Origin of the sequence: Actinocorallia sp. A-T 12471 (assembly GCF_033875155.1) — a bacterium.
Lineage (GTDB): Bacteria > Actinomycetota > Actinomycetes > Streptosporangiales > Streptosporangiaceae > Actinocorallia.
In genome coordinates this window covers 970,133-994,724 of the sequence record NZ_JAWZTE010000001.1, presented here as the reverse complement: position 1 = coordinate 994,724, position 24,592 = coordinate 970,133, and the positions used below count along the sequence as shown (strand labels likewise).

Annotated in this window: 13 protein-coding genes and 1 tRNA gene; 10 read left to right on the top strand and 4 right to left on the bottom strand. The window is 65.0% G+C overall.

Features of this window, described 5'->3' with window-relative positions; genetic code table 11:
• The first annotated feature begins 616 nt into the window (after positions 1 to 616).
• Both drmD and R9X44_RS04630 read left to right on the top strand, forming a co-directional pair.
• Entirely contained in the window at positions 617 to 3,802 is a 3,186-nt protein-coding gene (drmD, locus tag R9X44_RS04635) for a DISARM system SNF2-like helicase DrmD (RefSeq protein WP_319812681.1), read from the top strand.
• Positions 3,799 to 7,824 carry an Eco57I restriction-modification methylase domain-containing protein gene (locus R9X44_RS04630; protein ID WP_319812680.1) on the top strand — a complete coding sequence of 1,342 codons (4,026 nt, stop codon included), beginning with the start codon at positions 3,799 to 3,801 and terminating at the stop codon, positions 7,822 to 7,824. The genes drmD and R9X44_RS04630 overlap by 4 nt, the downstream gene beginning before the upstream one ends.
• Positions 7,825 to 7,882: 58 nt before the next feature.
• Here the strand turns inward: R9X44_RS04630 and R9X44_RS35690 are convergent, their stop codons facing one another.
• The gene (locus R9X44_RS35690; RefSeq protein ID WP_413774899.1) at positions 7,883 to 8,434 is read right to left on the bottom strand and encodes a type IIL restriction-modification enzyme MmeI; all 552 of its coding nucleotides are present in this window, start codon (positions 8,432 to 8,434) and stop codon (positions 7,883 to 7,885) included.
• 124 nt (positions 8,435 to 8,558) lie between these two features.
• Here R9X44_RS35690 and R9X44_RS04625 point away from each other — a divergent pair, with 124 nt between their 5' ends.
• The 8 genes from R9X44_RS04625 (at position 8,559) to R9X44_RS04590 (ending at position 22,332) form a co-directional block, all read left to right on the top strand.
• Positions 8,559 to 9,344 carry a tyrosine-type recombinase/integrase gene (locus tag R9X44_RS04625; RefSeq protein WP_319812679.1) on the top strand — a complete coding sequence of 262 codons (786 nt, stop codon included), beginning with the start codon at positions 8,559 to 8,561 and terminating at the stop codon, positions 9,342 to 9,344.
• 187 nt (positions 9,345 to 9,531) lie between these two features.
• A complete protein-coding gene (gene drmA, locus R9X44_RS04620) occupies positions 9,532 to 13,212 on the top strand; it encodes a DISARM system helicase DrmA (protein ID WP_319812678.1) in 3,681 nt (1,226 codons plus the stop codon).
• Positions 13,209 to 15,257 (top strand): DUF1998 domain-containing protein, encoded by a 2,049-nt coding sequence (locus R9X44_RS04615; protein ID WP_319812677.1) that lies wholly within the window; start codon positions 13,209 to 13,211, stop codon positions 15,255 to 15,257. The genes drmA and R9X44_RS04615 overlap by 4 nt, the downstream gene beginning before the upstream one ends.
• Positions 15,172 to 15,993, top strand: coding sequence for a DISARM system phospholipase D-like protein DrmC (gene drmC / locus R9X44_RS04610; protein ID WP_319812676.1), 822 nt, complete (start codon positions 15,172 to 15,174; stop codon positions 15,991 to 15,993). The genes R9X44_RS04615 and drmC overlap by 86 nt, the downstream gene beginning before the upstream one ends.
• 532 nt (positions 15,994 to 16,525) lie before the next feature.
• Entirely contained in the window at positions 16,526 to 17,365 is an 840-nt protein-coding gene (locus tag R9X44_RS04605) for a hypothetical protein (protein WP_319812675.1), read from the top strand.
• Between the two features lie 16 nt (positions 17,366 to 17,381).
• The gene (locus R9X44_RS04600) at positions 17,382 to 20,306 is read left to right on the top strand and encodes a DEAD/DEAH box helicase (RefSeq protein ID WP_319812674.1); all 2,925 of its coding nucleotides are present in this window, start codon (positions 17,382 to 17,384) and stop codon (positions 20,304 to 20,306) included.
• Positions 20,303 to 21,484, top strand: a complete 1,182-nt coding sequence (locus tag R9X44_RS04595) for a hypothetical protein (protein ID WP_319812673.1) — start codon at positions 20,303 to 20,305, stop codon at positions 21,482 to 21,484. The genes R9X44_RS04600 and R9X44_RS04595 overlap by 4 nt, the downstream gene beginning before the upstream one ends.
• Entirely contained in the window at positions 21,481 to 22,332 is an 852-nt protein-coding gene (locus tag R9X44_RS04590) for a hypothetical protein (protein ID WP_319812672.1), read from the top strand. The genes R9X44_RS04595 and R9X44_RS04590 overlap by 4 nt, the downstream gene beginning before the upstream one ends.
• A gap of 225 nt (positions 22,333 to 22,557) precedes the next feature.
• Here R9X44_RS04590 and R9X44_RS04585 read toward each other — a convergent pair.
• From R9X44_RS04585 to R9X44_RS04575, 3 genes are all read right to left on the bottom strand, one after another.
• Positions 22,558 to 22,629: transfer RNA gene (locus tag R9X44_RS04585), tRNA-Gln, on the bottom strand.
• Between the two features lie 82 nt (positions 22,630 to 22,711).
• A complete protein-coding gene (locus R9X44_RS04580; RefSeq protein WP_319812671.1) occupies positions 22,712 to 23,479 on the bottom strand; it encodes a fumarylacetoacetate hydrolase family protein in 768 nt (255 codons plus the stop codon).
• 25 nt (positions 23,480 to 23,504) lie between these two features.
• Complete coding sequence (locus tag R9X44_RS04575; protein ID WP_319812670.1) at positions 23,505 to 24,497, bottom strand: cellulose binding domain-containing protein; 993 nt, start codon at positions 24,495 to 24,497, stop codon at positions 23,505 to 23,507.
• Positions 24,498 to 24,592: the final 95 nt, after the last annotated feature.

Sequence of the window (24,592 nt, the reverse complement as noted above, 5' to 3'; positions counted from 1 at the left end):
CCAATGCGCTCCCAAGCGGCCACCTGCCACGGCTCTTCAATGGGTTACCAACAGGCGCCGATACCGGCGTCCAGTCGCCTGCCGGCAAGCAGAAGACAGCGCGATCAAGAGAGCCGGCAGTAACGGGCCGTCTTGGGCAGCCGCGATCCACCCGACCCTGCCCCCGGATCACCGTTTCGGATACTCCAAAATCTATAGGAAATATATCCTTAAATGCCCAGATAATCAACCCGCACCACAGCACTTCAACATCTGATGCGCTCCCACCAGCAACAACACCACTCCCCCCATCAGCCCTTCGCGCGGTTGCCAACCGCCTGGCTCTGCAAGCGTCATAGTCCGAATCTCAAAACGCACTGACCTAGCACATCCCCATATGTACCGCGTTTCATTGTTTTGACGGACAAAACGGCGGCGGCAAGGTAGAACAGCGCATAGAAGCCCGTAGTCCGTCACGAAATGTCCTTCTTGCCAGCTCATCCACTGGGCGGCAGTCCTTACCGCTGATGGCCGAACGGGCTTCGTGCAGGGGTGCACTAGCTCAACGACCGTCGGGGCGCCACGTTCGGAGTCGTGGTTCCGCCGGGTCGGCTGACAGGGAAGGTGAAAGCGCAGTATGACGATCTGGGCCGAACAGCGTCCGCGCGAGCAGAAAGGTTCGGCCCTGTCGCCGGTCCCGGATCCTGGTCAGGTCGTCAACGTTCGTGGATCCACCTGGGCCGTGACGGATGTGCGCACCCAGGGCCTGCCCCGTAGCCCGGCCGATGAAGGCGCTGCGCATTTGGCACATGTCGTCGTGCTTCAGTCTCTGGAAGAAGATCGCAGAGGTGACGAACTCTCTGTCGTCTGGGAACTGGAAGTCGGCCACACCGTAGCACCAGATCAGGGACTCCCGGAGACCATCCGGGGGGACGACTTCGACGATCCCAACAGGCTCGCGGCCTTCGTTGATGCGGTGCGCTGGGGCGCTGTCACTTCAGCGGACAGCGACTCCTACCAAGCGCCATTTCGTAGTGGCGCGAACGTGGAGGCCTACCAATTGGAACCTCTGCGCCGCGCCCTTCAATCGTCTCGCACAAACCTCCTTCTCGCCGATGACGTAGGGCTCGGAAAGACCATCGAGGCGGGCCTGGTCATCCAGGAACTTCTGCTGCGGCACAGAGCCCGTTCGGTCATCATCGTCTGCCCACCGAGCCTCGCGTTGAAGTGGCAGGACGAGATGCGCGAGAAGTTCGGCCTGGACTTCGTCATCGTGAACCGGGAGCTGATGGCGGAGGTTCGGCGCAGCCATGGGCTGCACGCCAACCCTTTTCGGCTCTTCCCGCGCGTCATCGTCAGCCTTTCCTGGCTGCCCACCTTGCGCGCGCAGCGTCTGCTGCGCTCCGTGTACGCCGACGCGCGGGATACGGCCACCGCTCGGCGCTTCGCGTTCGATGTCCTGGTGGTCGATGAGGCCCATCATGTGGCGCCGGCGAGCCCCAGCTCCGCAGATGGCCGCCGGGGCTACGCAATCGACAGCCAGCGCACGACCGCTACTCGGCAACTGGCGGAGAAGTGCGAGCACCGTCTGTTCCTCAGCGCGACACCGCACAACGGCTACTCGGAGTCCTTCACGGCGCTGCTGGAGATGATCGACGGGCGCCGGTTCACCCGGGGCGCCCTACTCGATGAGCGGGCGCTCCGCGAGGTGACGGTGCGGCGGCTGAAGACCGAACTCAAGGACAAGGGGTTCAAGGCCCGCCTGCTCAAGCCGATCCCGTTCTCCCCAGATACCGACGAGCAGAAGCAGTTCGCGCTACTGGAACGCATCCTGGCGGAGAGCGCTCGAGCCAACGGGAAGAAGCGATCCGGCGACATCGTGGCGATGCTCTTGAAGAAGCGCTTCTTGTCGAGCCCGTGGTCGTTCGCCCGCACGCTGGAACTCTACGAACAGTCCAGCTTGGCCGGCTCCCTACCCGATCTGGAGAACGACGAGTACTACCAGGAGATCCTCGGGAGCGGCCAGTCCGACGAGGAAGAGGGCCACTCCGATCACCCCGAGTTCACCGCCTTGCGGAACAGCAAGCGCTCCGACCCTCTGGTCTCCGCGACCGCCGAAGAGATCTCAGCTCTCGTCTCTTGGGGGCGCGGCTATCAGGATCGCCCGGACGCACGCCTCCGGGCACTGATCGACTTCATCGACGAGGTCTGCCGGCCAGACGGCACTTCGTGGACCGACGAGCGAGTAGTCGTGTTCACCGAGTACGCCACCACCCTGGATTGGATCAGCAGAGTCCTCGTCCAACACGGTTACGGAGAGGTTCTCGCGTCCATCCAGGGTTCGACGCCGACGGAGGACCGCGAGGAGATCCGCGCCCGGTTCACCGAAGATCCCGGCAAAGAGCGCGTTCGCGTACTTATCGCTACGGATTCCGCCGGAGAGGGAATCGACCTCCAGGCACACTGTCACCGGCTGATCAACTTCGACGTCCCGTTCAATCCTTCGAGGCTGGAACAGCGGATCGGCCGCATCGACCGCTACGGGCAGGAGCATCCGCCTGAGATCTACCAGTTCCAACCGAACTCGACATCGACCACCTACGCCGCGGACATGGATTTCATGCGGCGGATCGCAGAGAAGGTCGGCAGCGTCGCGCAGGATCTCGGGTCGGTCAACCAGGTCATCGACGCGGAGTTGCAGGAGCACTTCAGCCCGACCGGGGCGCGCAAGGCGAAGGCCGTAGATCGTTCTGGTGGCGACGCGATCATTACCCGGGCGCTCGCCGGCGGCATGGAGCTCAACCGTCATCTGACCGAACTCTCGCGCACATACAGCGAGCGCAAGCTGGAGATGCACCTGACGCCGGGCAACGCCCGGCGGGTGGTGGACACCGCTCTGGAGCTCGCTGCCCAACCTCCGCTTCAGGAGATCGACGACGAGCGCACCGACGCCAAGGTGTTCACGATCCCGGCGCTCGGGCCGTCGTGGCAGCACGCGCTCGACGGCCTGGACACGCGTCTGCATCCCGGCGTTCTACGGCCGATCACCTTCGACGACGAGGCAGCACGAGGGCGCACTGATCTGGTGCACGTCCACCTCGGCCATGCGCTCATGCAGCGGTCAGCCCGGCTCCTGCGCGGCGCCTTGTTCGGGGTCGATTCGCCAGTTCACCGCGTGACGGCGGTGGTGGTGGACGATCTTCCGCAATCGTGCGTAGCCGCCGTATCCCGCCTTGTCCTGGTCGGACGGGGAGGCCTACGCCTGCACGAGGAGGTCTTCCTCACCGGAGTACGTCTCCGAGGTCAGGCGATGGCTGAGGCGAAGGTCGAGGAGGTTCTCGACAAGGCACTGGATTCCGAGCATCTGGTGCTCGCGAACGCAGAGGTTCGAGCTGCGCTCTCCGCCGCTTGGAGCGCGGATGAGTCTCGGTTGAGAGGGCGGCTGCTCACCGCGGTGGCACGTCGCGCCGAGTCCCACCAGAGCCGGGTCACCGATGCCCTGCACGCGCGGAGGGATTCGGACATCGTCCGCGCGCAGGAAATCTTCGCGGCCTTCCGTGTCAACCTCTCCGAGTCCCGCAGCAGGTTGGCCCGGGAGATCCGCGCGCAGGAAGAGCAGCTGTTCACCGACGAACAGCAAGCGCAGCGCCGTCGTGACCTGCGCGCCATGGAGGACCGTCTGGCGAGTCTCCAGGAAGAAGAGCATCGGGAAATCGCCGTGATCAAGGAGCGATACGCCGACGTCAAGCCGCACGTGTCCGCGGCTGCCGTCGTCTTCTCGTTGACCCCGGCCGACGCGGAATCAGGAAGGACCTGGTCGTGAAGCGTAAGCTCTCTGGATCTTCGAGGTCTTCCGACCTCCACCGGCCTTGGCTGCAACTCGTCGACACCGACGGCCCTTTCCTCTCCCCTCCCATCCTCGCTCGGGTCTGGCCGCAAGGCATTCCCCAGTTGGGCTCGGACCAAGCAGCTCTGCTTCGCGAAGCCGTACCCGCGTTCGAGAATGCCTGGGAAGCGTGGGACCTTCACCGAAGCGACCAGGCATCATGCGATCGCTACGAAGACGCCCGCGATACGTGGGTGGAACTCGTCCTGCGGGACGTCCTCGGCTGGGGTGACCACTATGCGACGGATCTAGCCAGAACATCATTCGCAGGGCTCGCCGCGGGGGTTCGTTCACCCGACCACAGAGTCACCGTCCGACCGACGGGGGTTCTCGCACGTGGTGAGCTTCTCGGCGCGCTGGTCCTCGTCGTCGAACCTGTCGACTCGCTGCGCGATCCGCTCAACGATGGCTGGGCGGTCAGCCCGATCGACCGTATGGAAGAACTGCTACGGCAGGCGGGGGCTCCGATCGGAGTCGTCACCGACGGCCGATGGTGGGCGATCGTCAGCGCCCGGAAGAACACGATGCTCGCCTCGGGCGTCGTCGACGCGCATCTGTGGTTCGAGGAGACTCGTGCCCGCGACGCCTTCATTGAGCTCCTCCGCCTCCGCCGCTTGCTCGGAGGTCGGCCCGAGGATCGGCTCACTGAACTGTTCGGCGACTCCGTCGCCGCCGCGGAAGAGGTCACCGAGGCGCTCGGCGTTCAGGTCCGGCGAGCCGTGGAACTGCTCGTGAAGGCGCTCTCAGAGGCCGCCCTGGATACTGTCCGACACGGTGACCCCGATCCTCTCCCGGAGGATCGCGGGAAGCTCTACGAGGCCGCCGTGACGGTGATGATGCGGGTGGTCTTCCTCCTCTTCGCCGAAGAACGCGGCCTGCTTCCCCAAAGCGAGCTGTTCACGATGGGTTATGGCATCAGCGGTGAACTGGACCGTCTTGAGCGACGCGAGCAGGACGAGCGCAGAGAGTCCCTCGACAACACCCACCTCACCTGGCACAGGCTTCTCTCGACCTCCTTGGCTCTCTCCCAGGGAGCCTCGTTCGAGGATCTGCGCCTGCCTTCCTACGGCGGCTCGTTGTTCGATCCCGACCGATTCCCGTTCCTTATGGATCGCACGCCTCGTGGAAGGCTCGCCATCACGGTGAGCGACCTGGTGATGCTTGAGGTGCTTCGCTCGGTCCAGCTCGCCCAGCTCCGCGGGGAGCCGGCCCGACGCATTTCCTTCCGAGACATCGATGTCGAGCAGATCGGCTACATCTACGAGGGCCTTCTCGGTTATACGAGCAAGGAAGTCGACGAGGTCGTCGTAGGACTCGTCGGCAAGCTCGGTGAGGAACCAGAGATCTCGCTGACCGAACTCGAAGCACTCGCCTCCAAGAACGTCGAGCCAGCGGCCATGGCGGAGGCGCTCCTCGCTTGGACCAAGGTGAACCAGCCCGCCGCCAGCGCCCCTTCGAGGGCGGCGCTGACCAAGGCGATCCGCGACAACCACCTCGTCGAGGATGTCGAACGCGCCCTACGCGCGGCAACCGCCGATGAAGGTCTACGCGATCGCCTACGGCCGTTCATCGGCATCATCCGTCGAGACCTGCGCAATCGGCCCTTCGTCGTCGAGCCCGGCGGGGTACTCCTGACCGAGACTCCCTCGCGAGCCAATGCCGGGGCGCACTACACGCCCAAGGACCTGGCGGAAAAGGTCGTCACGTACTCCCTGCAACCTCTCGTGTTCAATCCCGGACCTCATCAGACAGCTGATCACGATGCATGGGAGCTCGTCTCCTCCGAGGACATACTCGACCTCAAGATCGCGGACATCGCCTGTGGCTCTGGCGCGTTTCTCGTTGCCGCAGCCCGGTACCTGGCTGCCCGGCTCGTCGAGGCATGGAGGCACGAGCGCGTGGCGACCGGGGCTGCGCATGACCTCTACGTCCACGCGATCAGGCTGGTCGTCGCGCGATGCCTGTATGGCGCAGATATCAATGCCATGGCCGTGGAGATGTGCAAGCTGTCCCTGTGGCTGGTCTCTCTTGACCCGAAACTGCCGTTCTCCTTTGTCGACGACAAGGTGCTACACGGCAACTCACTCCTCGGCCTGACTGACGCGGAACAGCTCCGAGCGCTGCACATCACGCCTGCCAAAGCCGAAGCGGCACCCCTCTTCGACCTCGGCGCGGGGAACGACGCGATCCGTCACCTCGACATCGACGGCGTCCTCGCGCGTGCAAGCCGGTTGCGCACCAACTTGGCGACCGAGGTCAACGACGATGACCCACAGCGGTCCGCCACCACCAAGCGCCGGCAGTGGCGCGAGTACCAGGACCTCACCCGCCAGCTCGCGAACGTCGCGGACGGCATCATCGCCGCCGGCCTGCGGCTCGGAGGAAAAGCCGGCAAGAGCCTCACCGAGGCGTACGAGAACCTGCGCATCGCGGTGGGGTTGGCTTACCCAGCCGATGACCGTGAGCCAGACTTCGCGATGCTCGACGGGCTCGTCTCCGCCGGGCTCACCCCCACAGTCGCCACTGACTACGCCCGTTGGGAGCCCTTGCACTGGATACTCGCCGTGCCGGACGTCATGGAGCGCGGGGGCTTCGACGCCATCATCGGTAACCCCCCATATCTCGGTGGGCAGAAGCTCACCGGCGCCATGGGCACCAATGTTCGCGACTGGTTCGTCAACACCATCGCGAACGGCCGCAAGGGCAGCGCCGACCTGGTCGCCTACTTCGAACTGCGCACCCACCAACTCCTGTCCCCCCGCGGATACTCGGGCTTGATCGCCACCAACACCCTGGCCCAGGGGGATACCCGCGAAGTCGGCTTGGACCAGATCACCGAGAGCGGCGTCGAGATCCTGCGTGCGATCAAGAGCGAACGCTGGCCGTCAGCATCAGCAGCCCTCGAATACTGCGCGGTGTGGACGAGCAAGAGGCCCGCGGACCCCAGCGCCGTCCGCGTCCTCGACAACGAACCTGTCACCGGCATCACCTCCTCACTCGACCGCAAGTCCCGCGTCACGGGCCGCCCGTTCCGGCTGGTAGCCAACAAGGGCCGCTCTTACATCGGTTCCTACGTCCTGGGGACCGGCTTCGTCATGCCGCCTGAGCAGGCGCAGGAGTTGATCGAGCGTGACCCTCGGAACAAGGACGTCCTGTTCCCCTACCTCAACGGCGAGGACCTCAACTCCCGCCCAGACTCATCCGCGAGCCGCTGGGTGATCAACTTCCACGACTGGTCCGAAGAGCGGGCCCGGAGCTACCCAGAAGTATTCGACATCGTCGAACGCCTCGTGAAACCCGTCCGCGCAACCAACAGCCGACCTGCTCGCCGAGACCGCTGGTGGCAGTACGCAGAGCGTGCTCCGAAGCTCTATGACGCCATAAAAGATCTTGACCGTGTCCTAGTGGTAGCTCTCGTCAGCAAGACACTCATGCCTACATGGACCTCAAACCGCCAGGTCCTATCCCATAAGCTTGGCATATTTTCGGTCGACGGGGATGAGCATCTTGCATTTATGTCCAGCTCATTCCACAGCGCGTGGGCGTGGAGGAATTCTTCAACAATGAAGGCCGATCTCAACTATTCCCCGTCTGATGTGTATGAGACGCTACCCAAACCGCACCTCGACTCAGAGGTCTCACATCTAGGAGCAGAGCTTTATAGAATAAGATCGAAAGCCATGATGGAGCGCGGCGAGGGGCTAACAAAGATCTACAACCATGTTCATAACCCTCATGTGGCCGAGGCGGGGATCGAGAAAATTCGAGAGGTTCATGAGCTGATAGACCGCGCAATTGCTAATGCGTATGGTTGGCAAGACCTGGATATCCAGCATGGCTTCTATGAATCGAGACAGAGGGTTTTCCTTGGCCTGCAGGCCCCCGCAAAATCGGAGATTCTCGACCGACTCTTGGAGTTGAATCACGAGCGCTACAAGCTCGAACTTGCAGAGAGATGACCACCTTCCTCTGGGTCGCAGTTTCGGCTGCCAGAGGGGAGGCCTCGGAGGGGAACAGCTAGCCGAGCTGGCTATGCGTCTGATGGTTATGCTCAAGAAGGCGGTCTAGGATCTCCTTCTGAATAGGCTTCGGGAAGGTTCGGCGAATCCCGTGCATTCCTGGGAAAAACTCCCATTCTAGGTCGAGATCGCCCCACCCGTAAGCCCTTGCAGTTTCCATATCTAGCCGATCATGCACATGCCGCAGATTCTCTATATCGCCATCCTTGACCCTCGGGTCATGAAGCATATTGTATAGCTTTGTTAGGCCAATCCGGCGCTCAGACATGATCTCGGATCGCATATTGGCCAGATCCAAGCCCGGGGTAAATAGCTCACTCGATAGAGAAATCTGTGGATATGGAAATGTTTCATATACATCCGACGGAGTGTAACGCAGGTCTCCTTTAAGGCTCGACCCCCAGGTGCTTGCCCATAGATAATGTATTCCACTGCTAATTAGAGCGAGTTCGGAAATATCATCGCTGGAAAATACGACAACTGTCTCACTGATAACCTGTCCTGTTCGAACAAAGACTGGTATGCAGGTTTTGCTAACGCGAGCTACCACTAGGAACGGACATAAGCCGCTTAATGCTAAATTAGTAGCCAAGAGGACTTAACATACATACCGTAGCGATCGGATGGTGGCTCCTTGGTTGACATCTCATGCACAGGATGTCAACCATTTTCACATGGTGATCGAGAGGTACATCGCGGCGCAGCGCGCCGACGGGTATGCGGCCAACACCATCCGTGCCCGGGTGAACTGCATCAAGGCCATCGCCAAGTACTTCGGCCTGCCGCCCGATGCGATCAGGCCCGACCACGTGCAGACCTACTTCTCCTCTCGCTCGCTCACCAACTGGACTCGTCGGACCTACCTCAACCATCTCGCTTCCTTCGGGCGGTGGCTCGGCAACAACCTCATCGAGGGCCTGAGGAAACCTCCTGCTCCTCGATCAACGCCTGATCCGATTGCCGAGGGAGATCTCAGGGACTTGCTCCGTTCAACGCGTCGCCCCGACCACAAGGCTTGGGTACTGCTTGGCGCGTTCTGCGGCCTGCGCGCTCACGAGACGGCCAAGCTCCGTGCCGAAGACTTGCATGAAACCGGCGACGGACAGACCGTCTTGCGCGTGGTCGGGAAGGGAGGCAGAACCGACGTCATCCCCGTGCCACCGGTGGTGCTGGCAGCCCTCGATCGTGAAGGTCGTGGACGCTTCTGGCCGGACCTCCGTCCGGAGAAGGTCTCCCGCTCGATTTCGCGTGCTGCTGCCGCCATCGGCGTCAAGATGCGCTACCACCAGCTGCGCCATCGATTCGGAACGGCCGTCTATCGAGCTTCCGGCCAGGACCTGCTGATGACGCAACGCCTCATGCGCCATGCTTCTCCGGCGACGACAGCCGGCTACGCGGCCGTAGCCGACGATCGTTTCCAGGACGTTGTTCGTGATCTTCCCGGAGCCCTCGCCGCCTGAGACCAGCACAGACGCCGCAACTCCGAAGTACAACGATGGAACGGAGCGGCGTACATACATGGCGATTTCAGTCCGAAATGCCACTTTCCCGCGATAGCGTCAGATGAGCCGTCGCGGGACACTCCTCAGGAATCCGATCGGGGTGCTCTGAAGGGCCGCGATCGAACTTTTGCGAGGAGCATCCGGAGTGACCGTCCCCCGCTTCGCAGATCAGACCCCGTATCCCTTCGTCCACGATCTGGACGGCGGGTCGCGAACGGTTCGAGAGAACCTGGTCGACATCCTCGAACGCGAACTCCTCGGACCGATCGGCGGCCCGCAGGAGGTCCTTGACGGCCCTCCTGATGCGGCTTACCTCGTCGGCCGCATCGCCCCGTTCAAGCTCGCGGCCGGACGTACAGACCCCGGCTCCGCGAACTCGGACGAAGCGGATACAGACGTCGGCGACGCCATCGACGCGGACGAAGGCAGAGGCGTGCCGACCGCCTCCTCGTCCGAGGACGGTGGGACGGAGGACCAGCCGCAACAGCGCGGATTGATGATTCCGGCCTCGATGGGGCTCCGGTTCCAGGTTCCGCACGACCTCACGGCGTTCACGGTCACCGCCTCATGGGGCATGTACCAGAGCGTTCCGGTGGATCCCGCGGCCGCCGACGGGTCCCGTGGCCGCAGGTACAAGCGCACGCCGATCGAGATCCCCGTATCGATCGCAGTGGCAGACCTCAAAGCCGGGGTGACGAAGAGCGTCCCCTTGAAGGACGAAATCGTCCTCCGGGTCGACCGACACGACGACCCTGAGCACCGTCGTCTGATCATCGAGATCGCGCTGTGCAACGATCGCGAGACGCCCCGCAAGATTCCGGTCGAAGCCTGGCTGTACCAGACCAGGTTGGCAGTGACCGCCCACGGCCAGGAGGTCTTCCTCCCCGTCTCCGATGCCATGGAGGACACCTACCGTGAGACGGATGAGGAGCTGGAGCGGCTGAATCTGCAGTACCGCGACCGGTTGGAGTTCGCGGTCGGCCGTACTTGCTCGGTCGACTGGAAGGTGGCTGACGGCGCCCGTCGCGCCAGTGCGGTCTGGACGACCTGGCTCCCGACCTGCCAGACGCCGCAGACGACCGCGGAGGAGATCAGCGAGGCCCTTCTCGACATGGCCGAGCTGGCCGTCGCGAGCCGTGAGGCGCTGCGTTCCGGTCTGTCACCCATCGTCGACGGCTATGCGAGGTGGCTTGACGCGGAAGAGCGGCGTACGGAGTCCCTTCCCGAACATCTCAGAAGGGTCGGCCGGGATACCGTCGACGACGCGCGCGGGGTACAGGAACAGCTCTCGGAGGGATTGGAGCACCTGCTCCGCGACGAAGACGCCCTCCTCTGCTTCCGGTTCATGAACAGGGTCATGGCCGACCAGCGTGTGCACACGCAGATCGGAGAGCTCCGAGCCAAGAACCCGAGCCTGAGCATCGAGGCGGCAAGAGCAGCGGTACTCGGCGAAGATCCGTCCCGGGCGCACTCATGGCGCACGTTCCAGCTCGCCTTCATCCTGATGCAGCTGCCGCTTTTGACCGATCCGGGATCTGCCCGCCGCTCCGGCGACCTGGCCAAAGCACAGCTGTTGTTCTTCCCGACGGGTGGTGGAAAGACCGAGGCGTACCTGGGACTCGCCGCCTATACGTTCGCCATCCGCCGTCGGCAGGGACGGCTGGAGACCCCGGATGGCCCATTGAACGGTGGTTCCGGTGTCGCCGTGCTGATGCGCTACACACTGCGGCTTCTCACGGCGCAGCAGTTTCAGCGTGCCGCCGCGCTGGTGTGCGCTGCGGAGCTGGCGCGGCTGGCGTCTCCGGAGGTCTGGGGTGATGAGCCTTTCCGTATCGGTCTGTGGGTGGGTACCGATGTGAGCCCCAAGAACTACGGTGAAGCGGAAACACAGCTGGAGAAGGCCAACGATCGCTCCGGCCACCGTGTGACCGTCCTCCAGATCCAGCGGTGCCCCTGGTGCGGCAACAAGATCGGCCCGTCCACCGTCAAGGCCAAAAGAGCCACGCGGCGTATCCATGTGCGTTGCAGCGACGAGCTGGCGGAATGCCCGTTCGCCGAGGGCGGCACGGTTGAGGAAGGCTTGCCGGTCCTCACCGTCGACGAAGAGATCTACCGGCTCACTCCGTCCTTCCTCATCGCGACGGTCGACAAGTTCGCCCGCCTGGCCCGTGAGGGCGAAGCCGCATCACTGTTCGGCTACGTGTCCCGACGGTGCTTGAGGCACGGCTACGTCCATCAGGACTCGCAGTCCTGCAAGATCACCGACAGCCGGAAACACCCGTCCGAGGAGGGCCGCCCCCCGGAAGGCGTCAGTCCGGTCGAGCGTTTGCGTCCACCGGACCTGATCATCCAAGACGAACTCCATCTGATCACCGGCGCTCTTGGCACGACCGTGGGGCTCTTCGAGGTCGCGATCGACGTGATGGCCGCCTGGCGCGATTCACACGGCGATCCCGTTCGTCCCCTCGTCGTGGCCTCGACCGCAACCGCCCGCCGTGCGTCCGATCAGGTCCGGGCGCTTTACGGACGTGGCATGACGATCTTCCCCCCGCAGGTCCTCGACGTGGGAAAGACCTTCTTCTCCAAGGAGGAACCGGTCTCGGAGCTCTTTCCCGGCCGACGCTACATCGGCATCAGCACCACCGGGGTCCGGCTGACCACGGCGGAGATCCGCGTCTCGGAAGTCCTCATGGCGGGCGCTCAGGCTCTGTTCGACGTCGCGGGTGCCGCCGCCGACCCTTATATGACCCTGGTCGGCTACTTCAGCTCAACACGCGAACTCGCCGGCATGGCCCGCTACCTGGGCGACGACATCCAGACTGCTCTCGCCAAGGGTCGTCCTTGGTCGCCGCTCCCACGTCGTTTCGGCACCGACTACGGGTCCCTGCATACCGCGGAGCTGACCTCGCGAGTGTCCAGCTCCGACATCACCGGCACCTTGGATCAGATGGCGGTCCCCTTCGACGTCGCCTTCGACTCCGCCGAGGGAAGGCAGAATCTGCGGGCGCTGCGGCAGGCGGGCAAGCGCGCTCCGACCCGCGAGGCGAACCCCTACGACACGATCTTGGCCACGTCCATGCTCCAGGTCGGGGTGGACGTCACGCGGCTCGGTCTGATGCTCGTCGTGGGTCAGCCGAAGAACACCGCGGAGTACATCCAGGCGTCCTCTCGCGTCGGCCGCTCCGCCGGCAAACCGGGCCTGGTGGTCTCTCTGGGCAACTGGGCGCGCCCTCGCGACCTCGCTCACTTCGAGCAGTTCCGGCACTACCACGAGACCTTCTACGCGAAGGTGGAAGCCCTGTCGGTCACCCCGTTCTCGGTCACCTCTCTGGAGCGTGGCCTGGACGGCTTGCTCGTCAGCGCAGCGCGAGTCCGGCAAGCCGCGCAGCGCGACAGCCTGTCGCATGAGGAGGGCGCGGGCCTGATCGTGCGGGAGCACGCCTTCACTGAGCAGCTGATCAACGCCCTGGTCGAGCGGGTGGAGCGCGCATCCGACGAAGACTCAGCCGACCGGGCGAGGCAGCAGTTGCGCAACCGACGCGATCAGTGGGAGAAGCGGCGCGATTACCTCGCGAACCATCAGATACGGCTCGCCTACGAACGCGTCTCGGACAAGTCCGCGTTCGACACCCTCATGATCAGTGCCGAGAACGTCAAGGCGGCGAGGGTCAGCAAGAACGCTCCCCCTTTCACCGTCGCCAACTCCATGCGTGAGGTGCAGCCGGAGATCAATCTCCTGGTCAGCCCGATCAAGGAGAACCTGATCTTCACCGAACCCCACGACGCCCCTGGGTGGGAATTCACCGCGCTCAAGGAGGAGTCATGACCGCTGAACCTCTCACCGAGGGTCAGTTCCTCTACGACGAGTCCAACGCAGTCGACCCCCTGGGCGACGCTGAACGGCTCGCTTCCACAGGTCAGAAGCACAATCGGGCCAAAGTCGGCTCTGGGCGCCCCTCTTCACTGCTCTACACCTACGGCCCCGGCGCCATCATGGATCTACCGCAGTTCACGATCATGCCCTCGGGTTTCGACGACTGGGATCGAATATGGAGGCGTCGTGACGAGCCCCAAGAGATTCAGGCGCCACGACTCCGCCGGGCTGTGGGCACGTTGCTGAAGTCCCAGGACATCACCCTCCGGTTCTTCCCGTGGCAGCCGAAGAAGACAAGCATGTCAACGGAGGGCAGCGATCTGGGTGTGCCGGCGAGGGTCTTCCCGCAATGGCTTCGGTGCACCGGCTGCGACATGCTCGGCCCTCTCGCCAAGTTCGAGTACCGCAACACCCATCCGTTCCGCCCCGACCTTGCCTGCTTTGAGCATGTTCGGTGTCCTGGGCGGCCGGGCGCCAGGACGTCAGGGAAGAACACCCGTCGCACGGCAGTGCCGGCACGATATCTCCTCGCCTGTATCGACGGGCATCTTGACGAATTCCCCTACGACCTCTGGGTCCACCATGGGAGGACCTGTTCTCAGGCGGAGTTCCCCAGCCTGAGAATGGTCGACCGGATGGCGGGCAAAGGTGCGTCCGCAGTCATCCACTGCGGGTCGTGCGACCAGCGGCGACCCATGAACGAAGCCCAGGGCGAGGCCGCTCGGGCCAAGCTGCCGCGCTGCCGTGGACGCCATCCCCATCTCGACGCGTTCAAGCCCGGAGGGTGCCGCCACGAGACCAGGTTGATGCTGGTGGGCGCCTCGAACCTCTGGTTCCCTGCCACCCAGTCGGTCATCGTCATGCCCGCCGAATCCATTGAGGAAGGCCACAGCGATCTGGCCGACAAGGTCCGGATAGCGCTCGGCGAGGAGAAGCTCGCAAAGTATGGCAAGGACCTGGAGACCCTGCGCGACGTACTGGGTGGCAAAGTCGACGTCGCCGGCTTGTCTGATGACGAACTCGCCGAGGTCGTCACGGCCGCGGCGGTGCCTCCGCCGACCGAGCCAGAGCAAGAAGAGCGTCAGCGCGCCTGGGATCCGGTCGTCAGCCTGCTTCTCCCCGAATGGCGCTACCTGCAACGGGATGTTCCGGGCCCGAGGGTCGAAGACCCCTCCAGCGGCCTCACGCTCTCCAAGCGTGGCCTCGATCCCGACCTGCCGAACGAGATCACCCGTGTGCTCGCGGTCGAGCGTCTGCGCAAGGTCAACGCGCTGATCGGGTTCACTCGCATCGACGCAACCGACCGTGTAGGCGATCTACAGCGCCGCCTCGTCCCGTTGACGCGGTCTCCTCGCCCAACCTGGACCGTCGCCACCGAGGACCGAGGAGAGGGGATCTTTCTACAACTCGACGACAGGGCCGTGGCCAAGTGGGAAGCCGCGATCAAAGACACGGAGATCTGGGAGGCTCACCGGGCCGCACACGATCGGAACTTCCGCCGCCGATTCTCGGACACGGCAGAGTACATCAACCCGGATGACCGGCTGCGGCCCCCTCGGTACTGGCTTGTTCACACCTTCGCCCACGTGCTGATCCGCGAGATGGCCATGACCTGTGGGTACTCCGCGGCCAGTCTCAGCGAGCGGTTGTACGCGTGGCCGGAGGCCGATGAACACGCCGCGGCGGCCGGCTTGCTGATCTGCACCACGGCCTCCGACAGCGATGGAACGTTGGGCGGTCTCGTCCAGTTGAGCGACCCCGGCGAACTCCAACGAGTGGTGTCCAACGCCCTCTACCGCGCTGCACGCTGTTCTTCAGATCCGATCTGCGCGACGCGTACTCCGCAGGATCCGGAGGACTTCCTCCACGGTGCAGCATGTCACTGCTGCGTCATGGCCTCGGAGACCTCCTGTGAGCGCGCCAACCGCTTCCTCGACCGCCGATTCCTCATCGACCTCCCCGGGAGCGGACTTGGCTTCTTCGGACGTGCCGATTGACCCCGCAGCGGCAAGGCGTCTCGGTTCGCTCCTGACCGGTACCGAGGCCCGTGGCATAGCCGACCGGCTCACCGCCGGCGAGAGCATGGCAGCCGCTCTTCTGGTCGTCAGTGCGACTCGCCGCCGCGAGGTCCGATCGCTCCTGGAGACCGGGCTCCTAGCGGGGCTCCCTGGTCGAGCACACATGATCGCGCTACTAAGAGCGATCGAAGGCGCCCGGTCGGTCCTCACCTCACTTGACATGCTCTGGACGATGCCTGGGCATCTAGCCAGGTCAGGACCACTCACCAGTTCCGTCGCGCACCTCGTTGACAGCGCACGCCAATCGGTCACCTGCTCGACCTTCAATTTCCAACGGTCGTCCAGCCTCTGGGAGGCGTTGAGGCGCGCGGCGCACCGCCCGGAATGCGAAGTCCGTGTCTACCTCGACACCCCCGCAGCCGACCAACGATCGAGCTCGCGCTCTCCGAGCACCGCCGAAGTGGCAGCCCATCTACACCCCGGAGTCGTCCTACGGACGAAACAATTCGACGGAGACATGGTGCGCAACCACGCCAAACTCATCGCGGTAGATCACCGCTTGCTCCTCGTGACCAGCGCGAACTTCTCCCGGAGCGCGGAGCACAGCAACGTCGAGTTCGGAGTGGTCATCGACGATCCCGGCCTCACCGAGGCTGTAGAGCGGCAACTCCATCTTGCCGTAGGAATTCTGTATGAGCCGGTCCCCATGGAGTGACGATGACTCGAACAAGGCCCAGCGGACCCGTTGCCCCCCGGGCATCCCCGGCCCCGGCCATCGGCGAGGCATCTCCATGATGCGGTAACAGACGCACCCATACCTCCGACAAAGCACTTGCCTAGGTCCTCAAGAGGATGGGAACGCCGCCCTCCCGTTCGACGACATTGAGCACGCCCAAACCACCCATTTACGGCCCGACCCGATATAGATAATTCAGCACGGCAACCCGCCGAAGAAAACGGACCTTCCGCCCCCTTCGAAACAGGGCGTCGTTATCATCTTTCGCGTGGCGAGAAATCCGCGCAGACGAATCCCCCCAAAGACACGGCGAGCGCTCTTCGACGCCACCGACAGGCTGTGCACTCTATGCCACAGACCCCTGGACATAGCGGGCGGTTCGCGACATATAGGCGAAATGGGCCATATCGCCCCCCACTCCCCGAACGGGCCTCGGAGCAGCGCGGCCAGGCCTGCCGAGATCGACGGCATCGACAACCTCATCCTGTTGTGTCCAAGCTGTCATCAGACCGTGGACAAGGAGCCGGGCCTATGGCCCGAGGTAGATCTCCACGCCATCAAGGCCGAGTACGAGGGGTGGGTGGCAGTCCTAAGGACTTGGCCAGAACCTACGAAACCTCCTGAGGAGGAGTTCCTTGGCCTCGGTGAAACCGTCGAGGCGGGGGACGTCACCTACCGGATCGTGGGCGATCCCGAGGAGGAATGGTCCGCCGACAACAAGGCGGTCATATCCCGAGCGTTCGCTCTTGCCCTCAACGGCCGCCATGCCTGGATTCTGAGGTCCGCCGCTCGCACGGCCGACCCTGAGTCCGAGCGACGGCGCGCCATCCTGATCGCCGAAGCAGATCTCCTGGCTGAAGGGCTCCCCGGCTTGCCGCCGCTTCTCGCCGCCGAGACCGCGCCCGGATCTGCCGTAGTGATCATCGAAGTGCCCTCCCACACGACCATGGGCGGCTTCTACGCCGGACGGGGGCGGGAAGCCGAGGCCGTGCGGGTCCTGGGGGCCGGGCTCGGCAGGCTCTGCACCGGGCTGGCCTCCCTGCATTCCCGAGGGCTGGCCCACGGAGACCTCGGCTTGGACTCGATCATGACCGATCGCGAGGGGCGGCTCTTCCTGCGAGACACCGGCCAGGCGGTGCTGGGCGATGCCGAACCCGCCGAGGACGTCCAGCGGTTGGCCGAACTCATCCATCTGACCGTGACGGGACGCCTGCCCGTCCCTCTCGTCTCTGCCTCCGTCCTAAATCCTGCCGTCACCGAGAGGTTCGCCCGAGCACTCGGCCGCGCGCTCTCCCCCCAACCGGAAGAGCGCGGCAGCGTTGAAGACCTCGCCATGGGGCTGTGTCCCTGACTCAAAGGAGCAGAGCATGGAAGGTACGTTCGTCGAACTCGGCCCCGAGGCCGGTCTCGTCCGGTCCTCGAAGTTCCCCGGCACACTACTCAAGCAACGTGAACGCCACCCTCTGCTGCCCGGCCTGGAAGGGATCAGCCAGGATCTGTGGGGGATCGGTCCGCAAGACTTGGTTCCGGCCCGCCTGGAACGCGGCCGGGACGGCCGCGGCGATTCTCTCAAAATCTACATCGACGGTCGCTACGCCCTCCGGATCTTTCACACCAGGGACCAGCGCGGCTACTGGGTCGGTGGCATCCATCCGATGCATTTCGACGACCACGACCAGATCGTCCGAGGCGGTCTGCTTCTGCACGCCGGGTGCTGGCGGGTGTACAACCACCCCCGCGAACTGCGCCACTTCTCCGGGTGGCCAGCCGTCCAGGCGGCATGGGCCGCTCGAACCTCCGGCCAGACCACCGCCGGTGAGCCCACCCCGAACGCCCACGTCCGCTATCTCGACCGGCTCGCGACCCTCATTGACCAGGGACGGCGCATCGAGGCCGCGGGCGGTTCCGGTCCCCGCGTCCTCTACCGAAGGGTGACCTCGGTCGCCGCGACCCGAAGATCCGCCCGGTCCGTCCATTCCTTCCAACTCATCGACGCCAACCGTCTGACAGCCGGTGCTCGTGTCCATATCGACGGCGAACCCGACCTACGCGGCCGAGTCGAGCGGATCGACGAGGGCGTGGCCAAGGTCCGGTTCGAGCGGCCGGTGGACTTCGCCCGCATTCCCGAGACAGGCGCCCTCACCGAATCCCCCAACCTGGTCACCTTCGACAAGCAGCGTGAGGCCATCGAAATCCTGCGTGAGGGCCGCTCACGTAATCCCCTGTTGCTGACCTCGCTGGTCGATCGGAGGTTCCAACGCTTCGTCCCGGTCGGCGGGGAGCCGCCCACAGAGGCCCTTGACGACAGTCAGTTGAGGGCCTTCCACAAGGCGCTGGCCGTGCCCGACCTCGCGCTGATCCAGGGGCCGCCGGGTACTGGCAAGACGCACACGATCCGGCAGATCGTCTTGGCGTGCGCGATCCAGGGCCGAAAGGTCCTGATCTCCTCGTACACCAACCGGGCCGTCGACAACGTGCTCAAGGACCTGCCGGACGATCTGCTCGTCCTGCGGGTCGGCCGAGAGGACAGCATAACTCCGGGCTGCGAGCGACTGACGCTCGAAGCCCGCGCGGTCGAGCTTCAGCGGCTGATAGCCGCACGGACCGAACCCTCCCTGGAACGTTACGGCTCCGCCGCCCCGGACGGCACGGCCGACGCCCTGTTCCGCCAGCTCGCAGCCGATCTCGGCCGTCTGGAGGAGGCGACAGCGGACGTTCATCGCAGCGCCGCCACTGTGACCGAACGCGACTCTGCCGTGACCGGTCACCTTGGGCAGCGGATGGACTCCCTACTCGAAGCGGGCCAACGACACGAAGAAGTGCTCACCGGTCATGTCCACGAGTTGCAGCGCCTCGATCACGCCCTGGGCGGAGCCCGGCGTATCGCGGGACTCCCCCTCATCGGTGTGTTCTTCCGCCGCAGGGCGGTCCGCTTGGAGCGGGACCGGGCCGCAGCAAGCACCCAGGTCGACGCGGTCCGGCGCGTGCTCGACTCCATCACCCACGATCGAAACCTGGTCGAGGCCGAGATGGACCGACTCCGTGCGACCCATCCCGAGCTTGTGGCGGTCCGCCAGGCGCATGACCGCGCCCTGGCCGAGCAGCGATTGCGCGCCGAACGGGCCGCACAGGTCACGGTGCCCCTGCGGGACCTGCTCGAAGGCGAGTTGCCCACCGTCACCGCGGACCCGACGAGTCTGGCGACCTTCCAGACCGCCGCGGGCTCGGCGCTCGCCCTGATGCGACGCAGACTGGATCTGCTGACGTCCTGGCGCGCTCAGCTCGACAGACGGACCGAGCAACTCTACGGCGAGTTGGTGCGATACGCCGACGTCGTCGGTGCCACCTGCATCGGCAGCGCCACAAGCGAGCATCTCGACGACGTCGGCTTCGACCTGACCATCGTCGACGAAGCGGGTCAGATCAGCACCGCGGACCTGCTCGTCCCGTTGGTCCGGGCTCAGCGCGCCGTGCTCGTGGGCGACCATGTGCAGCTACCTCCTTTGCCCGACACCAGGCTGGTCAACTGGACACTAGCCGAGCACCCTGACGAGCCCGAGCTGACGAGACTCCTCACGCATAGCGCTTTCGAGACGCTGTTCCCCTCCCTGCCCGAGGAGAACAAGGAGGTACTGCGTTACCAGCGCCGGATGCCAGAATCCCTGGCCCGGTTCATCTCCGCCCACTTCTACGGCGGTTTCCTCCAGAGCGACGTACGACGGGTCCACCACGACGACTTGTTCACCGCTCCCATGGCGTTGATCGACACCGCGGAGCTTCCGCAGCGCGAACGACGGGACCGCAAGCCCCGCCCGCCCGAGACCTGGCCCAAGGACAGCCGTCTCAACGAAGCCGAGGCCCGGCTCCTGACGCTGCTGGCAGCCCATTACCACTCCCGGTCCGACGACTGGGCGGTGATCCTTCCCTACTCAGCCCAGATCGGGCTGGTCACCAACCTGCTGTCCAAGAGCATCGGCGACGAGGACGCGGTCGCCCGCAGGGTCGCGACCGTCGACTCCTTCCAAGGCGGCCAGCACGACACGATCCTGTTCGGGTTCACCCTCAGCAACCCCCAGCGGGAGATCGGCTTCCTGCGGGAGGTCCGGCGCTCGAACGTCGCCTTCTCTCGCGCCAAGCAGCGGCTGATCCTCGTCGGTGACCTGTCCACGCTCCTCAACGCCACAGACCCGGGATTCCGCGATATGGCGCAGGCCCTGCACCACCACGTCCGGCAGGAAGGCGATCTGCGAAGCTACCGCGATGTCATGAGCCGCCTCGGGGAAGACTCATGAGCAAGACATCCGCCGACATTCTGTATGCCCAGGCCCGCGCCGTGGAACACGCTGCGGCGCTGCCAGGGATTCGGCCGCTGCGGGTCCACGCGCTCGCCTTCCCCCTGCACAGCGCCGAACTGTCTGCCACGATCGAGGAACGCGGCCCATTCGATCTACTGGACCGCTACGTCGGACTCGCCATCGCCGAAGCCGGCTTCACCGACCGCCAGCAGATCGCCGAGTTCCTGGGCGTCACCGAGCAGATGGTCGATCGGGTGCTGCGCTTCCTGGGCGGCATCGGCCATCTGGGCGGCACCAGCGATCATCTGGTCCTCACCGAACGGGGGCTGCGCGCGGTCCGCGACGACCGCCGCTACACCGAGAAGGAGGAGCGGCTGCGCCTCTACTTCGACGGTGTGCGGTGCGGACCGCTGCGCACCGCACACTACGCCCACGGCGTCCGGATACTCGACCGGGACGCGGCCCACGCCCAGCGGGCGTTCCGCCTCCTTCCCGAGACCTGTGGCTTCCGCCCAAACGCTGTCGGCGAACTCACCGCCCGTCCTGACCGAGGCGACTACGACCTGCCCGACGAGTTGCTGAACCTCAAGGTCCTCGAAGTGAGCCGGGCGTTCCTGCCCTTCTACGCCATCAGGGCTTACGACCGCGAACGTCTCACGACGCTTGTCTACTCCGGCGTCACCGACCTGCGCGACCATCACCTGGAGAAGATCTTCAACTCCTGGCCGACGGCCACCCGCGTATTGGAGGACGCCGACAGCGACAGCCCCCGTGATCACTTCAAGGAATGGATGCGCGAGCGGGGAATCGACCCGCGGTCCCTCTCCCGGGCCAGCGACCAGAGCTTCCGGCTCTCCCTCCCACCTTCCCGATACACCGACCAGAACACTGGCAGCCGGGGCAAGGGTGACTTCTCACTCTCCATGCTCGGCTCCTACGTGGCCCCCCGCAGCCATGTCCTCCAACTGTGGTGCGATCACACCCCGACCCGAACAAAAGCCGTCTTGAACCGGGCCTTGGCCTACGCCACGGCGACCCGGCGCACCACGGCGGACATCGAGGAGTTCCTCGAACGCGTCTGCCGCCAACTCGAACCGGATTCGGCCGTCACCCTTTCCGACCTTCGCACGCACGCCCGCCGTGCCGGATACGGCACTCTCGACTTTGAGGAGTGAGCGAAATAGGACTCTTCTCACCCGGAATCCATCCGGAGGACGCCATATCCCTCCACAACGCATCGCTGCTCTACCGGTCTCTGCTAAAGGGCGGACCGATGCCGTTCGTACAGGCCCCTCCGGGAACTCCTCTTCGTCCGGGCGAGCACGTCCACCTCACCACGAGGCTGTCTCATGAGGTTAGGCTCCCTCCCCCTGAGGCGGATCTCCCCGGGGCCGAGACGCTCATCCACGCCTCCCGAATCCTCCGCAACATGCTGGGCGACCCGCGACGCCGCACCTTCGCAGAACTGCCCTCCGCAGCTCACTGGCGCACCCACGGCACCTTCCTGACGCTTCTCACCAGCGAAGGCATCCTCGCGTGCGCGGGAACCGGCTGGATCCGGCTACCTCTGCGCGACTTCACCAGGGTGTGGGCACGGCCAAAGGAACGCGCTGTGATCTTGGAAATGCATGGCCTGTCCCCAGTCCGGCTATCAGGCCCCTGGGCGACTTTTGCCGCTGTTGCCCTTGTCAGCCTCGTCTCTGGCCGAGCCCACCTGGCTCAGCTCCCCGAACTGCACTTCCTACACCACGTCCGACCACCCATCGTTCCGCTGCCTCTTCCCCGCGAGTACCGCCGAAGAGTCCCGTACTCCTCCTACGAGGATGACAACTACGACTACGACTACGACTACGACTACGACGATGATTACTATGACCGACTCGAACAGCAAAGGCGCTGGGACGAGGAGGACGAGCGCAGGAGGCGAGAGGAGGAAGAAGAGGAGGACACGCGCAGGAGACAGCAGCAGATAGAAGAGGAGGACGATTATTACTACGAAAGATCCTGGCGCGACGAGGACTAAAGGGTCTTCCGTTGCCATATTCTAAGAAATCATAGGATTCCAGATGCGGCGTTGAGGGAGAAGGCTGTCCTCTGTGATCTGGACGGCTCTCTCTGGCCGTAGACCGCAGGAGAGCATCGAGCCGTAGGGGGCCATCGACCGTGCTCCCAATGCGCGCCCGCAGGGGCCGGGAATGACGAAGGCGCGTCCTCTTTAGAGAGACGCGCCGTGGGTCGAAGTTTTTAGCTGGGGTACCAGGACTCGAACCTAGAATAACTGAACCAGAATCAGTCGTGTTGCCGATTACACCATACCCCATCGCGGTGGGGGGCTCCCTGGTGGGGGGCTCCCTGGCGACCGTTGGAAGCTTACAGGATGGTGGGAGTGGTCGGCAAAACGGTTAGGGGCGGGAGTGGACTGTGTTGGTGAGGGTGCCGATGGTGGGGATGTCGATGGTGACGGTGTCGCCGATGTCGAGGGGACCGATGCCCTCGGGGGTGCCGGTGAGGATGACGTCGCCGGGGAGGAGGGTCATGACCTGGGTGATGTGGGCGATGAGGGTGGGGATGGGGTGGATCATGGCGGAGGTGCGGGAGTCCTGGCGGACCTCGCCGTTGACGAGGGTGCGGAGGGGGAGGTCGGAGGGGTCGACGTCGGTGACGAGGTAGGGGCCGAGGGGGCAGAAGGTGTCGAAGCCCTTGGCGCGGGTCCACTGGCCGTCTTTTTTCTGGAGGTCGCGGGCCGTGACGTCGTTCGCGCAGGTGTAGCCGAAGATGACCTCGTGGGCGCGGGCGACGGAGACGTCACGGCAGACCCGGCCGATGACGACGGCGAGCTCGCCCTCGTAGTCGACGCGCTGGGACAGCTTCTCCGGGTAGAGGATCGCCTGGTTCGGCCCGATCACCGACGTCGACGGCTTGCTGAAGATCAGCGGCTCGACTGGCGGTTCCGAGCCCATCTCGCGGGCGTGCTCGGCGTAGTTGCGGCCGACGGCGATGATCTTGTTCGGGATGATCGGCGCGAGGAGCCGCACGTCCTCAAGGGGGATGCGGGCCCCCGTGAAGGTGATGTCGCCGAGGAGCGGGTGCGCGGTGATCGCCGCGATCTCCTCCCCCTCGACGACCCCGAAAGCGACTTCTTCCCCGATGGCGAACCTAGCGATGCGCATCAGCCCAGTTTTCCACAGGGCCGGGTCAGAACCCGCAGGGTGTGCCGCCGAACGCGCAGTCCTGCGGCCGTGACGGGCTCCCGCCGCCGCCGAACCTGATCTCGACGCTCGCGCCCGGCTGGATCGGCGACGTGGCCGCGTCGCTCACGATCGTGACGTCGTTGCCGGGGTCGGTGAGCCGCCCGCCCCACACGTTGCGGATGTACGCGCCGGGATACGTGAAGGTGACGGTCCACGACGGGATGACGCTGCCCGTCCCGTTCGTGAGCGTGAGGGTCCCCTCGAAGTACCCGGTCGCGACCTCGACGGTCTCGTACACGACGCCGACCCCGTCGGGGGTGACCCCCGACAGCACCCCGTCCGACGGCTGTGCGCTCGGCGCGGCGCTCGTCGGCGCGGCCCCGGACGCGGGTGCGCTCTGCGGCCGACGTGACGCCTCGGGCCAGATGAGCGCCGCGACGACCCCGATCACCAGCAGCCCGCTGACGATCACACCCGGGATGACAAGCCCTACCTTCCCCTTCGGCTTCGGCGGCTTGTGCAGCGCCTCGGCGAGGATCGGCGAGATCGGCGGGTGGACGCGCATGTCCCCGCGTGTGGCCCCGTCGCCGGCCGTGGGCGCGCGCCCGAGCAGTTCCATGAGGACGGGCAGCGGAGGCTGCGGCCCGGTCTCGTCGTCGGCTCCGACGACGGGTCCGAACACCACGTCGGGCTCCGGCCTTGGCGGCGGTAGCAGCGGCAGCGCCAGCGGCCCGGTGTCGTCATCGTCTACGACAGTCGTCTCCCCGACGCCCTTACCGGCCACAGGTACGTCACGCTGCCTGACGGGCTTGTCTACGACGGTCCACTCCGACGGATCCCCCTGTACGCCGTCTACGACCGTCTCTTCGAGCTCCTCCTTGGCCTTCGCCGCGGCGACCGCCACCGGGACGTCGTCCCTCGGCCTGTCACGCCGGACCCTGGCCCTGCCCGGCAACGGCAGGTCCCCGCGCGTGGCCCGCTCCTTCTCGCCGCCCACCCCTGCTCCTCCCCGCCCGTCCGACGTGTCCCACCGAGTTCCGACGCCCCGCCCACGCGACGGGTTCGCCAGCCCTCCCGGCAACGTGCGAGGCC

Coding starts and splice junctions, on each gene's coding strand:
- R9X44_RS04615 (WP_319812677.1), top strand. CDS start 13,209: ATGACCGCTGAACCTCTCACCGAGGGTCAGTTCCTCTACGACGAGTCC.
- R9X44_RS04625 (WP_319812679.1), top strand. CDS start 8,559: ATGGTGATCGAGAGGTACATCGCGGCGCAGCGCGCCGACGGGTATGCG.
- drmD (WP_319812681.1), top strand. CDS start 617: ATGACGATCTGGGCCGAACAGCGTCCGCGCGAGCAGAAAGGTTCGGCC.
- R9X44_RS04595 (WP_319812673.1), top strand. CDS start 20,303: ATGAGCAAGACATCCGCCGACATTCTGTATGCCCAGGCCCGCGCCGTG.
- R9X44_RS04580 (WP_319812671.1), bottom strand. CDS start 23,479: ATGCGCATCGCTAGGTTCGCCATCGGGGAAGAAGTCGCTTTCGGGGTC.
- R9X44_RS04600 (WP_319812674.1), top strand. CDS start 17,382: ATGGAAGGTACGTTCGTCGAACTCGGCCCCGAGGCCGGTCTCGTCCGG.